Source organism: Mesorhizobium loti (assembly GCA_014189435.1).
Classification (GTDB): domain Bacteria; phylum Pseudomonadota; class Alphaproteobacteria; order Rhizobiales; family Rhizobiaceae; genus Mesorhizobium; species Mesorhizobium loti_G.
The window spans coordinates 3,748,040-3,762,134 of the sequence record CP050293.1 but is presented as its reverse complement, the minus strand read 5'-3'; the positions used below and the strand labels follow the sequence as shown (position 1 = coordinate 3,762,134).

Here is a 14,095-nt window from a genome sequence, read left to right as displayed (position 1 = left end):
GGTGATGATTGTTTATATTTGAACAATAAACGCAAAGTGCGCCGTGAGCCCACATGCTAGGCTGGCGCCAAGGATGGAGACCGCCATGACCGCATGCATCGTTGGCTGGGCGCATTCGCGCTTCGGCAAGCTTGAGGGTGAAACGCTCGAAAACCTCATCGTCAAGGTGGCAACGGACGCGCTCGACCATGCCGGCATCGGTCCCGACGAGGTCGACGAGATCGTGCTCGGCCACTTCAACGCCGGCTTTTCGGCGCAGGATTTCACCGCCAGCCTGGTGCTTCAGGCCGACGACCGGCTGCGCTTCAAGCCGGCGACGCGCGTCGAGAACGCTTGTGCCACCGGATCGGCGGCGGTCCGCCAAGGCATCCGCGCCATCGACGCCAATGCCGCCCGCATCGTGCTGGTGGTCGGCGCCGAGCAGATGACGACGACGCCCGGCCCAGAGATCGGCAAGAACCTGCTCAAGGCGTCCTATCTGCCCGAGGATGGTGACACGCCTGCGGGTTTCGCCGGCGTCTTCGGCAAGATCGCGCAGGCCTATTTCCAGCGTTATGGCGACCAGTCGGACGCGCTCGCCATGATTGCCGCCAAGAACCACAAGAACGGCGTCGACAACCCCTATGCGCAGATGCGCAAGGATTTCGGCTATGAGTTCTGCCGCCAGGAGAGCGAGAAGAACCCGTTCGTCGCCGGTCCCTTGAAGCGCACGGACTGTTCGCTGGTCTCCGATGGCGCCGCTGCCCTTATCCTCGCCGACACCGCGACGGCACTGAAGATGCGTCGTGCCGTTGCCTTCCGCGCCAACGAGCATGTGCAGGATTTCCTGCCGATGTCGAAGCGCGACATCCTGACCTTCGAGGGCTGCGAGCAGGCCTGGACCCGGGCGCTTAAGAACGCCGGCGTGACGCTCGACGATCTCTCCTTCGTTGAAACGCATGACTGCTTCACCATTGCCGAACTGATCGAATATGAGGCGATGGGCCTTGCCAAGCCGGGCGAGGGCGCCAGGCTGGCGCTGGACGGCACAACGGCGAAGGACGGCCGTCTGCCGGTCAATCCGTCCGGCGGGCTGAAGGCCAAGGGCCATCCGATCGGCGCCACGGGCGTGTCGATGCATGTGTTGACCGCCATGCAGCTTGTTGGCGAGGCCGGCGGCATCCAGGTGCCGGGCGCAAAGCTTGGCGGCATCTTCAACATGGGTGGCGCGGCGGTCGCCAACTACGTTTCCATTCTCGACCGGATCAGGTAAACCGCCCGCATTTACGGGAGGGTTCATGACAAATCCGGTTCTGATCGAAGTCTTGCGCGGCGCGATCGTCGAGAGCGCGCATCGTGGCTCAGTCGCGGTCTTCGATGGCGACGGCAAACCGGTCTGGGAGATTGGCGACACCTCGAAGCCGGTGTTCCCGCGCTCGGCGGTCAAGGCAATCCAGGCATTGCCGCTGGTCGAAAGCGGCGCGGCCGACGCCTATGGCTTCGGCAATCGCGAACTGGCGCTTGCCTGTGCGTCTCATTCGGGCGAGCCGGCACATGTCGAACTGGCGCGATCCATGCTGGCCAAGGCCGGGCTGGACGGATCAGCGCTCGAATGCGGCACGCATTGGCCGTCCAATCATGACGCCGAGATTGCGCTCGCCCGCGGCGGCGGTTCGCCGAACGCATTGCATAACAATTGCTCCGGCAAGCATTCCGGCTTCCTCTGCACCTGCGTCCACGCCGGCATTGCGCATCGCGGCTATGTCAAGCCGGGGCACGGCCTGCAGGAGATGGTGCGCGACGCCATGCAAGCGGTCACGGGCGCCGTCCACGGCGCGGATGAGCGGGCCATCGATGGATGCTCGATCCCGACCTATGCGGTGCCGCTCCGGAGCTTCGCGCTCGGCTTTGCCCGCATGGCCACGACATCAGGTTTTGGTCCCGAGCGAGCCAAGGCCGCGAGGCGGCTGCTGGCCGCCTGTATGGCCGAACCCTTCTTCGTTGCCGGCAGTGGCCGCGAAGACGTCGCGCTGATGGAGGCCGCACCAGGGCGGATTTTCACGAAAGGCGGCGCCGAAGGCGTCCATTGTGCCGCAATTCCGGAACTTGGCTTTGGCATCGCACTCAAATGTGATGACGGCGCCGGCCGCGCCGGCGGAGCCATGGTTGCCGCCGTTCTTGCCAAATTGTTGCGCGCCGACGAGGCCCTGGCGTCAAAGCTGAGCCAACTGGCAAACGCGCCCATCGAAAGCCGGAACGGTGCCAAAGTCGGGGGCCTGAGGCCGACAGCAGCCTTCAGCTGACGTGATTGCGCTCGACGGTCAGATGCGCATAGCCGCTATCGTTTGACGAGGCGAGGTCGCCCGTCGCCGGCTCGGCCCAGCGCTGGCCGACAATGGCGCCGTTCAGGGCGCCGTCGATGACATTGTCTGAAATGATGGCCGTACCGGCGCCCTCGACCACGGATACGACGATCCCGGTTCCGGCCTTGCGGATGATGTTGCCGGTGGCGACGACATTGCGCAGGTACGGGCCCCAGCCGATCTGCATGCCGTAGAGCGGCGCGTTTTCGATGACGTTGTTGGAAACGGTGGTGTCTGCTTCGACGCCGATGCCGACACCAAACCCTGGCGAGTCGGCGGGGTAGGGGCCGCTGGTCGACAGATTGCGCACGATGTTGCCCGAGCAGACGCCCATGCGGCCGCCTTCGTTGAAATTGACGATCGAGATGCCGTTGGCGGCGCCGTCGACGATGTTGTTGCTGATGATGGCGCCTTCGAACGAGAATTCGGAATAGACCGCCGTTTCGCCCGAGCGCGAGCAGGTGTTGCCCGATATCTGCAGGTTGCTGGCGCTGTTGGCCCGGATCGCCGAGAAGGCGCAGTCGGAGACGATGTTGCCCGAGATGACGACATTGCCGGCGCGAAAGGCGTTGATGCCGTTGCCGTTCTGCCCGGTTCCGCCACTGCGTGCCTGGATCCGTTGAACGCGGTTGCCGGTGACCATGGTGCCGTCTTCCGCCGCTTGCCAGCGGTGCACGAGGATGCCGCCATTGGCGCAGTCGGAGACGGTGTTGCCTGATATCGCCAGCCCGCCGGCCTCGACCGAATAGATACCGGCATCGGCAGCCCCCGATATGTCCGAGCGCTCGACCCGGCCCGTCGCGTGTTCCAGCGCCAGTCCGTTCTTGCCGCTGCCGGTGATCTGGCAATTGTCGACGACCAGATGCGCGATCCTCCGCAGATCGAGCAGCCCTTGCGCATAATCGCCCATCGTGCGGTTCGAGCCATCAAAGACCAGCCCGCTGAATTCGATATGGTCGGCCTGCTCAGTCAAGAACAGGTGGCCGTCGCCGCCATAGACGATCCGCGTTGCGCCCGGCACGCCGGAAAGACGCACGCGGCCAGGCAGCGAGAGGTTGGAGACGACATAGGTGCCCGGAGGCAGGAACACCGGCATGTCGCGGTCGTTGGCGTCGCGCAGCAGCTTGGCGAAGGCCTTGCTCTGATCGTCTGATGTGCCGGGCTGCACGCCGAGTTCGGTGGCATTGATCGAGCCACGCATCGAGGCTTTCTCGATGCCGGTCAGGCTTGCGGCCGCAGCCTTGCCAAGCGCAAGGCCCATGACGGCAAAGCCGGCGGTTCCAGTCAGCAGCGTTCGTCTGTTCAACATCGGCACAGAATCCCAGCGTTCAACTCAGACGTCGCAGGAATCGTGCCAGACGGTCTGCCTCTCCTCTCGAGGGCAGAGACAATGGCTTGTCGAGCAGGCTTTCCGCGCCTAAGTTCACGGAATGAGCAGAGCTTTTACCCGCGAGGAAGACAGCGAAAACGCTATTGCCGGTGTCGGTGAGCGGCCGGTCAGCCAGCACCGCAATCTGGTGACGGAGCACGGCCTGGCGCAGATCGAGGACAATCTCACCGACTTGCGCGACATATTGGCGAAGGCCGAACGGAAAGCGGATCGCGAGCGCATCGCGGTTGTGTCGCGTGACCTGCGCTATTGGACCGCCCGGCGTGAAAGCGCCGAGCTCTCCGTGCCGGAGCCGGGCAGCGACCTGGTGCGCTTCGGCATGGGCGTCACGCTTGAGGGCGATGACGGCAGGAAGGTACACTGGAAAATCGTCGGCGAAGACGAGGCTGATCCGGCCAAGGGGACGATTTCCCATGTGTCGCCGATGGCAGTTGCCTTGTTCGGCAAGAAGGTCGGCGACGTGGCAAGCGTCAACGGCAAGGAATGGGAAATCGTCAAGCTGTCGGAGAGCTAGGACGTTTCAAATCCACTGCATCGATTGGCGGATCACTTGGCGAGTTTCTGAAGCCCGACCTGATACTTGTCCATGACCTCGCGTGCGGCCTTCATCTGCCGTTCGAACCTGTCGGCCACCGGTCTTAAAATGATGCCGTCATCAGTTTCGATGATCTGGAGCTGATCGCCCGATTGCAGATTCAAGCTGTCCAGCATTTCCCGTGGCAAGATTAGGGCTTCTGATCCGTCGTCGAGCTTGTGGATGATCGTCTTCACGGTTACTGCGCCTTGGTTGTAGGCTTCAGTCTAGCACAACCTTTTTAGAGATGCAGCAACCCTACTCCGTGGCCAGCAGCCGGTCCAGCAAGCGATCCGCTGCTTCCGGTATGACCGTGCCCGGCGGGAAGATCTCAGCAGCACCCGCTTGCAGCACCGCGTCATAATCCTGCGGTGGAATGACGCCGCCGGCGACGATCAGCATGTCGCCTCGGCCGAGCTTTTTCAGCGCGTCGCGCAGTTCGGGGATCAACGTCAGATGTCCCGCCGCCAGCGACGAGGCGCCGACGATATGGACGTCCTGTGCGACCGCCAGCCTGGCGATCTCGTCCGGTGTCTGGAACATCGCGCCGACGGTGACGTCGAAACCGAGATCGGCGAAGGCCGTGGCGATGACCTTCTGGCCACGGTCGTGGCCGTCCTGTCCCATCTTGGCAACGAGAATGCGCGGCTTGCCGCCGGATTTCTTCTCGAAGGCTTCAAGCTTGTCCTGCAGGCTGTCGACGACGGAATTATCGCCAAGCGCCTTGCGATAGACGCCGGAAATGGTCTGCACCGTGGCGACGTGGCGGCCAAAGACTTTCTCCAGCGCAAACGAGATTTCACCGACCGTGGCATTGGCGCGCGCGGCGCGGATGGCGAACTCCAGCAGGTTTTCATTGCCTTGCGCGGCACGGGTAAGCGCATCGAGTGCGCTCTCGACCGCGCCGACGTCGCGTGTGCCCTTCAGCCGTTGCAGCTTCGACAATTGCCGGGCCCTGACTTCGGCATTGTCGATCTTCAGTACGTCGACCTCGATGTCGGTCTCGGGGCGATGGGCGTTGACGCCGACCAGCATCTGCTCACCGGAATCGATGCGCGCCTGCGTGCGCGCGGCGGCTTCCTCGATGCGCAGCTTGGGAATGCCCTGTTCGGTCGCGGCGGCGATGCCGCCGAGCGCCTCGACCTCCTCGATATGGGCAAGCGCTCGCGCTGCCAGGTCATGCGTCAGCCGTTCGAGATAGGCCGAACCGCCCCACGGGTCGATGACGCGCGTGGTGCCGGATTCCATTTGCAGGATGAGCTGGGTGTTGCGGGCGATGCGCGCCGAATGGTCGGTCGGCAGCGCCATCGCCTCGTCGAAGGAATTGGTGTGCAGCGACTGCGTGTGGCCCTGCGTTGCCGCCATCGCCTCGATCATGGTGCGGATGATGTTGTTGTAGGGGTCCTGCGCCGTCAGCGACCAGCCCGAGGTCTGGCAATGGGTGCGCAGCGACAGCGAACGCTCGTCCTTCGGCGAAAAATTCTTCTGCATCAGGGTCGCCCACAGCAGGCGCGCGGCCCGCAGCTTGGCGACTTCCATGAAGAAGTTCATGCCGATCGCCCAGAAGAAGGACAGGCGCGGCGCAAAGCGGTCGATGTCGAGGCCTGCCGCCACGCCGGCGCGGGCATATTCGATGCCGTCGGCGATCGTATAGGCGAGTTCGAGGTCGGCCGTCGCGCCGGCCTCCTGCATGTGATAGCCGGAGATCGATATCGAATTGAACTTCGGCATGTTCTTCGACGTGTAGGAGAAGATATCCGACACGATCCGCATCGAGGGTTTTGGCGGATAGATGTAGGTGTTGCGGACCATGAACTCCTTCAGAATGTCGTTCTGAATGGTGCCGGCAAGATCCTTCTGCGCAACGCCCTGTTCTTCCGCCGCGACGATGTAGAGCGCCATGATCGGCAGCACCGCGCCGTTCATCGTCATCGACACGGTCATCTCGCCGAGCGGAATGCCGTCGAAGAGCTGCCGCATGTCGAGGATGGAATCGATGGCGACGCCCGCCATGCCCACGTCACCCGCAACGCGCGGATGGTCGCTGTCATAGCCGCGATGCGTGGCAAGATCGAAGGCAACCGACAGTCCCTTCTGGCCGGCGGCGAGGTTGCGCCGGTAGAAAGCGTTGGATTCCTCGGCCGTCGAGAAGCCTGCATACTGCCGGATCGTCCAGGGCTGCTGGACATACATGGTCGGGTAGGGGCCGCGCACGAAGGGCGGCAGGCCGGGATAGGTGTCGAGATGCGGCAACCCCTTGAGGTCGCTTTGATTGTACAGATGCTTGGCGACGAGCCCTTCCGGTGTCGTCCGCTGCCCCTTGATCTCGACAGGTACGCGGCGTGGCGGCACCCAGCCGATCTGACCGAAATCCGGGATCAAGAGGCGGCTCCGATCGATTGGTCGATGCGGACTGGAAACAGGGGTTCGCAGACGGCAACGCCTTCGGTGAAGGCCGGCCGCCGTTCCGCCGCCAGCGTCTCGACTGGCCGTTCGTTTTTCAGGGGATAGAGCGTGGTGCCGATGATGGCCCGCTCGCCTGCCTGGTAGGCCGCGTTGCGCTGCGCCGCCGAGGCGTGAACGCGCTTCTGGATATGTCCGTCCTGAAGGCTGGACAACACGCCGCCCTCGGCCTCGATTGTCTGCAATTCCGCCCAGGCCTTCTCGCAGAGTTCCGCAGTCAGCGCTTCGACCGCGCCGGAGCCATAGGCAGGATCGGCGACGTGATCGATATGGCTTTCATTGGCCATGATCAGCTGCGCGTTGCGGGCAACGCGGCGGGCAAAACCCGCCGGCAGGCCATGCGCGATCGTGTGCGGCAGGATGGAGATCGAATCGGCGCCGCCGGACGCCGCGGCAAAGCAGGCGATGGTGGTGCGCAGGATGTTGGTCTCCGGGTCCATCGCCGTCATCATACGAAACGACGTCTCGGCATGGATATTGGCGGTGGATGTCGGGATCGAACAAGCCTCCTGCACCCGCGCCCAGAGCCTGCGCAGCGCCCTGACCTTGGCCATCGACAGCAACTGGTCCTGGTCGACGCTGAGCGCGAAGCCGATATGGGGTGCGGCATAGACAAGCGGCTGCCGCGCCGTCTCGAACATTCGGAGATAGGAAACCGCCGAAGCCAGCATGATGCCAAGCTCCTGCGCTTCGGTGGCGCCGGCGTTGTGGAATACGCGCCCGTCCGCCTCCAGCAGCACGCCCGGAACGCCCATCGAGAAGAAATGCGCCAGCGACTGCGGCATCGAGGCCTGCAAAGCCTCGATCGACATGCGCAGCCGGCCGGTTCCGGCGAAGATGGCCGCCGGATCGATGCCGAAGGAGAGGTTGAGCTTTGCCGGGTCCGAACGGCGCTTGCTCAGGAACGCCACCAGCCAGTCGGCCACGGCGCGGCTCCAGGGATGGGCGTCGATGCGAACCTGGACGCGGTTGAGCGGTATGCCGTCCAGCACCGTCTCCAGTGCCTTCGCCGTCCTTGGCAGGCCGTAACCGAACGCGTTCGGTGCGCCTTCGAAGACAAGCGACAATCCCGTGGCGCCTTGTGCCACGTCCTCCAGTGCCTGGGTTCTGGCACGGTCAATATCCGGATCGTCGATGCGCTGGCTGACGATCCAGGGCAATTTCGGGTTTGCGCGCACGATCGGTTCCGCGGCGGTGCTGCGGTCATAGAGCGGTTCGATGCGGATGTTGTCATCGCTATGCGAGACCAGCTTCTCCTCGAAGGACGCGCCGGCCAGCGCCTTTTCCGCCAGGGCCAGCCATCGTTGGCGCCCGGCGTTCTCGGGTTCAATGTCCTGGATCAAGGCTCCGGCGCCCATCCGTCTTCCTCGTTTTATGCGGCCGCACCAGCCGGGAGCGGTTCAGTCTACGGTCCCCGGTCCGATATCGCAATGCAATGCGCTTTCAGAGACTGAGCTCGATCCATCAGATATAGGTCAGTCTGCGTGGACGAACCATGAACGATTGCCAAACGCCGGCAAAATCCGCAAGCTCCAAAAAACCGATTTTGAGGGTTGGCCCCGATTTGAACGATTGGCTTTGAACGATTGGCATTGTCGCTCAGCAATGGCCTCACTATACCTGCGGCAAGGCCACTGGCTTTAAACACATCAGTTTGCGGAGACCGGACATATGGCTGACGACACCAGTATTTTCATCGGCGCCAGCCGCAAGCCTGACGACAGCTATCAGCGCGCCGAGCAGCTGTTGCTGCAATATGGGAATCGTCACGGCCTGGTGACCGGCGCCACGGGTACCGGCAAGACCGTCACCTTGCAGATCCTGGCCGAAGGTTTTTCCAATGCCGGCGTGCCGGTGTTCTGCGCCGACATCAAGGGTGATCTGTCCGGCATCGCCATGATGGGCACGGCGCAGGATTTCCTGGTCAAACGAGCCGAGCAGATCAAGCTCGACCCGTATGACTTCCAGGAATTTCCGGTCATCTTCTGGGACCTGTTCGGTGAACAGGGCCATCCGATCCGCGCCACGGTCTCGGAAATGGGGCCGTTGTTGCTGTCGCGCCTGATGAACCTGACCGAGGCGCAGGAAGGCATCATGAACATCGCCTTCCGCCTGGCGGACGAAGAAGGCCTGCTGCTGCTCGACATGAAGGATCTGCAGGCGCTGCTGGCCAACATCGCCGAGCGCGCCGACGAGATCGGCTCGCGCTACGGCAATGTGACGAAGCCGTCGGTCGGGGCCATCCAGCGCACGCTGCTCGTCCTGGAGCAGCAGGGCGCGGCAAACTTCTTCGGCGAGCCGGCACTGCGCATCGCCGACATCATGCGCACAACACGCGACGGACGCGGCGCCATCAGTGTGCTCGCCGCCGACAAGCTGATGATGAACCCGCGGCTCTACGCGACCTTCCTGTTGTGGCTGATGTCGGAACTGTTCGAAGTGCTGCCGGAAGTCGGCGATCCCGACAAGCCGAAACTGGTGTTCTTCTTCGACGAGGCGCATCTTCTGTTCGACGAAGCGCCCAAAGTGCTGATCGATCGCGTCGAACAAGTGGTCCGCCTGATCCGTTCGAAAGGCGTCGGCGTCTATTTCGTCACGCAGAACCCTTTGGATATCCCTGAAAAGGTCCTGGCCCAGCTCGGCAATCGCGTCCAGCACGCGCTGCGCGCCTATACGCCGCGTGAACAGCAGGCGGTGAGGACTGCGGCCGAGACGTTCCGGCCAAATCCCGATTTCGACTGCATGACCGCCATTACCCAGCTCGCCACCGGCGAGGCGTTGGTCTCGACGCTGGAGGCCAAGGGTGTTCCATCCATGGTGCAGCGGACACTGATCCGCCCGCCATCCTCGCGGCTTGGGCCCATAACAGCCGCCGAGCGGCAAAAGCTGATCCAGGAAAGCCCTGTCACCGGCCAGTACGACCAGGTCATCGATCGCGAATCGGCTTTCGAAATGCTGCAGAAAAAGGCCAAGGACGCGCAGGATGCCGAAGAGCAGGCCCAGCAGGCCGGCAGCGGCGGCTCGCGCTGGACCATTCCGGGTTTCGGCAATGACGATCCCGCGCCGCAATCCGGTGGCAGGCGCACGTCTTCACCGCGCCCGTCCAATCGCCAGACCGTGGCCGAGGCGGCGATCAAGTCGGTGGTGCGCTCGGTCGGCTCGTCGGTCGGCCGGGCGATCGTGCGCGGGATTTTGGGGAGTTTGTCGAGGGGCAGGTAGGACTTGAGGCAGCGGCGTCGCCACTGCCTCGCCAGCTCAGAAGATCGAGTTGGTGATCGCCTTGACCGGCCCAAGCAGCACCGATCCGTCCGGTACGCCGGCATCGATCGGGATAGCCTTGCCGCTGGCTGTCGCCACCATCGGCTGGCTGGCGTCGCTGGTCACGATGACCGGCGTCTTCGAGGGCACGCGGTCATAGAGGTCGATAATGTCCTGGTTCATCAGGCGTACGCAGCCTGACGAGACCGACTTGCCGATCGACCGCCACTCCGGCGAGCCGTGCAGGCGGTAGAGCGTGTCGACGTTGCCCTGGAAAAGATAGAGCGCACGCGCACCAAGCGGGTTCTTCAAGCCACCGGGCATGCCGCCATTGTCGGCGCTGTATGGCTTCAATTCCGGCTGCCTAGCGATCATTTCATCCGGCGGCGTCCACTTCGGCCACTTTTGCTTCCACTGGACCACAGCGTCGCCGGACCATTCGAACCCTGCGCGGCCGAGACCGACACCGTAACGGATCGCCTGGCCGCCCGGGCGCACCAGATAGAGATGGTGTCCGGTGGTGTCGACGATGATGGTGCCGGGCTTCTGTCCAGTCGGATCGGGCACGACCTGGCGCAGGAACTGCGGATCGATTTTGTCGAACGGTATGGCCGGAAGGTCGAAACCGCCATCGCTGACGGCCGCATACATCGTCGCATAGTCGGGCAGAGGCGGCTCGACATAGGTTGGCGGCGGCGGCGGCTCGACCGGCCCTGGTCCGGTGGTGGCGCACGCGGAAACCGCGATCGAAGCGGCGCCCAGGGCTGCGGCATTGAGAAAGCCGCGACGGCTCAGGCGAAAGGATTCGATTTCGGTTTTGGACATGGTTGCCTTCTTTAAGTCTCAAATCGCAACAAAGCGTCAATGCGCCGACAGTTGCGCGGGTGCCTGACAACACCTAGGGCGATAGGCGGTTCCGATTCTGGCCTGAAGGTGGACAAACAAAGGCGAAGCTGTGACTGCGCCGCCACTGTGGCGCCAGAGACACAGCTTTCCAACCTCCGTTTTGCGCATGTCGTTGTCCCAAAACCGGGGCCACTTTTGGGCGACATGCACTAGCTGCCGGGCACCAAGGCTTCGAGCGATGGCAGGATCAGGGCCGGCGGGAAGTCCCGGTATTCCTCGGGCTGGTTGGAACGGTTGATCCAGACGGTGCGGAAGCCGAATTTGGTGGCGCCTGCAATGTCCCAGCGATTGGAGGACTGGAAGGAAACCGCGCCGGGGTAGAGGCGCCAGCCCGTGGCGACCATGTCGTAGACTGCCGGATCGGTTTTGAAGCGCCGCACCGTATCGACGGAATAGATATCGTCCAGAACCTGGTCGAGCGCGGCGGATTTGACCGCTGCCTGCAGCATTTCGGGCGAGCCGTTGGACAGGATCGCCAACCTCGCCCCCGAAGCCTTGAGTGCCTTGAGCACGGCCGGCACTTCCGGATAGCAATCCAGCCGCCAATAGGCATCCAGCAATGTCGCCTTGAGGCCGGGATCGGCAGAGGGAACCTTGCGCAAGGCGAAATCGAGCGCCTGTTCGGTCAGCTGCCAGAAATCGGCATAGGCGCCCATCAGCGTGCGCACCCAGGAATATTCGAGCTGCTTGGCGCGCCAGATCTCGGACAACAATTGGCCGTCCGGCCCGATCCGGTCGGCATGACGGCGCACGGCGGCATGCACGTCGAACAGCGTGCCATAGGCGTCGAAAACATAGGCGGCGTATTGCATGACAACAGTTTTGAGGGCAGGCGCGACAAGGTGCAAGCTTTGATTGCATCGCGCCCCGGCGCTGGCCTCAACAAAACTCCTTGATGCCGGTTGACGGCGCCCGCCAAAGCATCTTCCAATGGCTGTCACACGAGACCGATTGAGACGGGACAACACGATGACACTGGCGGCTGCGGCGCAATCCACGACATGGACTTTCGTCGATGGTGATTGGCACGAGGGCAATGTCGCCATTCTGGGGCCGCGCAGCCACGCGATGTGGCTCGGCACCAGCGTGTTCGACGGCGGCCGCTGGTTCGAAGGCGTGGCGCCGGACCTCGAGCTTCATGCCGCCAGGGTGAATTCCTCGGCGATCGCGCTTGGCCTCAAGCCGAATATGACCGCCGACAAGATCGTCGGGCTGACATGGGATGGGTTGAAGAAGTTCGACGGCAAGACTGCGGTCTACATCAGGCCGATGTACTGGGCCGAGCATGGCGGCTATATGGGCGTGCCGGCTGATCCCGCCTCGACCCGCTTCTGCCTTTGCCTCTACGAATCGCCGATGATCCCGCCGACCGGCTTTTCGGTGACGGTGTCGCCGTTTCGGCGTCCGACCATCGAAACCATGCCGACCAACGCCAAGGCCGGCTGCCTCTACCCCAACAACGGCCGTGCCATTCTCGAAGCCAAGATGCGCGGCTTCGACAACGCGATGGTGCTCGACATGCTGGGCAATGTCGCCGAGACCGGAACCTCGAACATCTTCCTGGTCAAGGACGGCCATGTCTTTACACCGGCGCCGAACGGCACGTTCCTGTCCGGCATCACCCGCTCGCGCACGATAACGCTGCTTGGCGAGTATGGCTTCAAGACCACCGAAAAGACGCTGTCGGTGCGCGATTTCCTCGAAGCGGACGAGATCTTTTCGACCGGCAACCATTCCAAGGTGGTGCCGATCACCCGCATCGAGGATCGCAATTTGCAACCCGGGCCGGTGGCCAAGAAGGCGCGCGAACTCTATTGGGATTGGGCGCATTCGACTTCCGCCGCTTGAGCGGATAAAAAGGCGATCGACGCTTCATCCCGGAGTTGTCCCAACCCATTCCAGACCTATCTTAGTCCGGTATCGACACCGGATTTTTCCACGAGGGAGTACCATCCATGGCTTTTGAATTGCCCGCTCTGCCTTACGACTATGAGGCCTTGCAGCCTTACATGTCGAAAGAGACGCTGGAATATCACCACGACAAGCACCACAAGGCGTATGTCGACAACGGCAACAAGCTCGCCGCCGAGGCCGGCCTGGGCGACCTGTCGGTCGAAGAGGTGGTCAAGCAGTCGTTCGGCAAGAATGCCGGCCTCTTCAACAATGCCGCCCAGCACTACAACCACATCCATTTCTGGAAGTGGATGAAGAAGGGTGGCGGCGGCAACAAGCTGCCCGGCGCCCTGCAGAAGGCAGTCGATAGCGATCTCGGTGGCTACGACAAATTCAAGGCCGACTTCATTGCCGCCGGCACGACACAGTTCGGCTCCGGCTGGGCCTGGGTTTCAGTCAAGGACGGCAAGCTGGCGATCTCGAAAACGCCGAATGGCGAGAACCCGCTCGTCCATGGCGCGTCGCCGATCCTCGGCGTCGATGTCTGGGAGCACTCCTATTACATCGACTATCGCAACGCCCGGCCGAAATATCTCGAGGCGTTCGTCGACAGCCTGATCAATTGGGATCACGTGCTGGAATTGTACGAAAAGGCGAAGTGATCGATCGTAGAAAGCCCCGGCATTCCCGGGGCTTTTCTTTTTCTGCGTCGAGTTTCCCGTAACAGCAAAGTCTGGAAAAAAATCATCTGGGGGAAGGGAATTTTCCCCCTGTAGCATCCGTTAACGTCCTGTCCCGAAATGCCTTCATCACGGAGCCAATTGAATGAGAAAGCTTGTTATCGCCATCTCTATGCTTGCACTCGCCGCCTCGGCGGCCCTTGCCGACCCGATCCTCGATCGGCAGGCACTGATGAAGGAACGTGGAAAGATCGTCGGCGGCATTTCGAAAGTGGTCAAGGGTGAGGAGCCTTTTGATGCCGCTGCCGTGCTGACGCAGTTGCAGGCATTGCAGGCGAATGCCGAGAAATTCGATGCCGCTGCGCTGTTCCCGGCAGGCAGCGATACAGGCGACACGACAGCGGCGCCCAAGATTTGGGAAGACACGGCTGGCTTCAAGGCCGTTGAGGACAAATATCTCGCCGACGTCAAGGCAGCCACCGCCGCCGCTCCCGCCGATGTCGATACGTTGAAGACGCAGTTTGGCGCGATTGCTTCCAATTGCGGCACCTGCCACCAGACCTATCGAGTGAAAAAGGGCTGATAGCGG

General features: G+C 62.7%; 13 protein-coding genes. 7 read left to right on the top strand and 6 right to left on the bottom strand.

All coding sequences use genetic code 11. From position 1 onward, the window contains the following. Positions 1–85 precede the first annotated feature (85 nt). Both HB777_18525 and HB777_18520 read left to right on the top strand, forming a co-directional pair. Positions 86–1,252, top strand: a complete 1,167-nt coding sequence (locus HB777_18525) for an acetyl-CoA acetyltransferase (GenBank protein ID QND65707.1) — start codon at positions 86–88, stop codon at positions 1,250–1,252. A gap of 25 nt (positions 1,253–1,277) precedes the next feature. Beyond that, a complete protein-coding gene (locus HB777_18520) occupies positions 1,278–2,282 on the top strand; it encodes an asparaginase (GenBank protein QND65706.1) in 1,005 nt (334 codons plus the stop codon). Here the strand turns inward: HB777_18520 and HB777_18515 are convergent. Then, complete coding sequence (locus HB777_18515; protein QND65705.1) at positions 2,275–3,651, bottom strand: TIGR03808 family TAT-translocated repetitive protein; 1,377 nt, start codon at positions 3,649–3,651, stop codon at positions 2,275–2,277. The two genes, HB777_18520 and HB777_18515, sit on opposite strands and share 8 nt — an antisense overlap. Before the next feature lie 121 nt (positions 3,652–3,772). Between HB777_18515 and greA the strand changes: the two genes are divergently transcribed. Next, a complete protein-coding gene (greA, locus tag HB777_18510; GenBank protein QND65704.1) occupies positions 3,773–4,246 on the top strand; it encodes a transcription elongation factor GreA in 474 nt (157 codons plus the stop codon). Positions 4,247–4,278: 32 nt separating this feature from the next. Here greA and HB777_18505 read toward each other — a convergent pair whose 3' ends face one another. The 3 genes from HB777_18505 to HB777_18495 all read right to left on the bottom strand — a co-directional run bounded on the left by HB777_18505 (position 4,279) and on the right by HB777_18495 (position 8,127). After that, complete coding sequence (locus HB777_18505) at positions 4,279–4,503, bottom strand: AbrB/MazE/SpoVT family DNA-binding domain-containing protein (protein ID QND65703.1); 225 nt, start codon at positions 4,501–4,503, stop codon at positions 4,279–4,281. 61 nt (positions 4,504–4,564) lie between these two features. Continuing rightward, positions 4,565–6,688 carry a methylmalonyl-CoA mutase gene (gene scpA, locus HB777_18500; GenBank protein ID QND65702.1) on the bottom strand — a complete coding sequence of 708 codons (2,124 nt, stop codon included), beginning with the start codon at positions 6,686–6,688 and terminating at the stop codon, positions 4,565–4,567. Then, a complete protein-coding gene (locus tag HB777_18495) occupies positions 6,685–8,127 on the bottom strand; it encodes a methylmalonyl-CoA mutase (protein QND65701.1) in 1,443 nt (480 codons plus the stop codon). Before HB777_18495 ends, scpA begins: the two co-directional genes overlap by 4 nt. Before the next feature lie 313 nt (positions 8,128–8,440). Here HB777_18495 and HB777_18490 point away from each other — a divergent pair, with 313 nt between their 5' ends. Continuing rightward, the gene (locus HB777_18490) at positions 8,441–9,988 is read left to right on the top strand and encodes a DUF853 domain-containing protein (protein ID QND65700.1); all 1,548 of its coding nucleotides are present in this window, start codon (positions 8,441–8,443) and stop codon (positions 9,986–9,988) included. A 36-nt stretch (positions 9,989–10,024) separates the two neighbouring features. Here the strand turns inward: HB777_18490 and HB777_18485 are convergent, their stop codons facing one another. After that, the gene (locus HB777_18485; protein ID QND65699.1) at positions 10,025–10,852 is read right to left on the bottom strand and encodes a L,D-transpeptidase; all 828 of its coding nucleotides are present in this window, start codon (positions 10,850–10,852) and stop codon (positions 10,025–10,027) included. A gap of 230 nt (positions 10,853–11,082) precedes the next feature. Next, positions 11,083–11,745 carry a haloacid dehalogenase type II gene (locus HB777_18480; protein ID QND65698.1) on the bottom strand — a complete coding sequence of 221 codons (663 nt, stop codon included), beginning with the start codon at positions 11,743–11,745 and terminating at the stop codon, positions 11,083–11,085. 157 nt (positions 11,746–11,902) lie between these two features. Between HB777_18480 and HB777_18475 the strand changes: the two genes are divergently transcribed. The 3 genes from HB777_18475 to HB777_18465 all read left to right on the top strand — a co-directional run bounded on the left by HB777_18475 (position 11,903) and on the right by HB777_18465 (position 14,089). Further along, positions 11,903–12,781 (top strand): branched-chain amino acid aminotransferase, encoded by an 879-nt coding sequence (locus HB777_18475; protein ID QND65697.1) that lies wholly within the window; start codon positions 11,903–11,905, stop codon positions 12,779–12,781. Positions 12,782–12,888: 107 nt separating this feature from the next. After that, complete coding sequence (locus tag HB777_18470) at positions 12,889–13,488, top strand: superoxide dismutase (GenBank protein QND65696.1); 600 nt, start codon at positions 12,889–12,891, stop codon at positions 13,486–13,488. A 163-nt stretch (positions 13,489–13,651) separates the two neighbouring features. Continuing rightward, positions 13,652–14,089 carry a cytochrome c gene (locus HB777_18465; GenBank protein ID QND65695.1) on the top strand — a complete coding sequence of 146 codons (438 nt, stop codon included), beginning with the start codon at positions 13,652–13,654 and terminating at the stop codon, positions 14,087–14,089. Positions 14,090–14,095 lie beyond the last annotated feature (6 nt).

Coding starts and splice junctions, on each gene's coding strand:
- HB777_18525 (QND65707.1), top strand. CDS start 86: ATGACCGCATGCATCGTTGGCTGGGCGCATTCGCGCTTCGGCAAGCTT.
- HB777_18520 (QND65706.1), top strand. CDS start 1,278: ATGACAAATCCGGTTCTGATCGAAGTCTTGCGCGGCGCGATCGTCGAG.
- HB777_18515 (QND65705.1), bottom strand. CDS start 3,651: ATGTTGAACAGACGAACGCTGCTGACTGGAACCGCCGGCTTTGCCGTC.
- greA (QND65704.1), top strand. CDS start 3,773: ATGAGCAGAGCTTTTACCCGCGAGGAAGACAGCGAAAACGCTATTGCC.
- HB777_18495 (QND65701.1), bottom strand. CDS start 8,127: ATGGGCGCCGGAGCCTTGATCCAGGACATTGAACCCGAGAACGCCGGG.
- HB777_18490 (QND65700.1), top strand. CDS start 8,441: ATGGCTGACGACACCAGTATTTTCATCGGCGCCAGCCGCAAGCCTGAC.
- HB777_18485 (QND65699.1), bottom strand. CDS start 10,852: ATGTCCAAAACCGAAATCGAATCCTTTCGCCTGAGCCGTCGCGGCTTT.
- HB777_18480 (QND65698.1), bottom strand. CDS start 11,745: ATGCAATACGCCGCCTATGTTTTCGACGCCTATGGCACGCTGTTCGAC.
- HB777_18475 (QND65697.1), top strand. CDS start 11,903: ATGACACTGGCGGCTGCGGCGCAATCCACGACATGGACTTTCGTCGAT.
- HB777_18470 (QND65696.1), top strand. CDS start 12,889: ATGGCTTTTGAATTGCCCGCTCTGCCTTACGACTATGAGGCCTTGCAG.
- HB777_18465 (QND65695.1), top strand. CDS start 13,652: ATGAGAAAGCTTGTTATCGCCATCTCTATGCTTGCACTCGCCGCCTCG.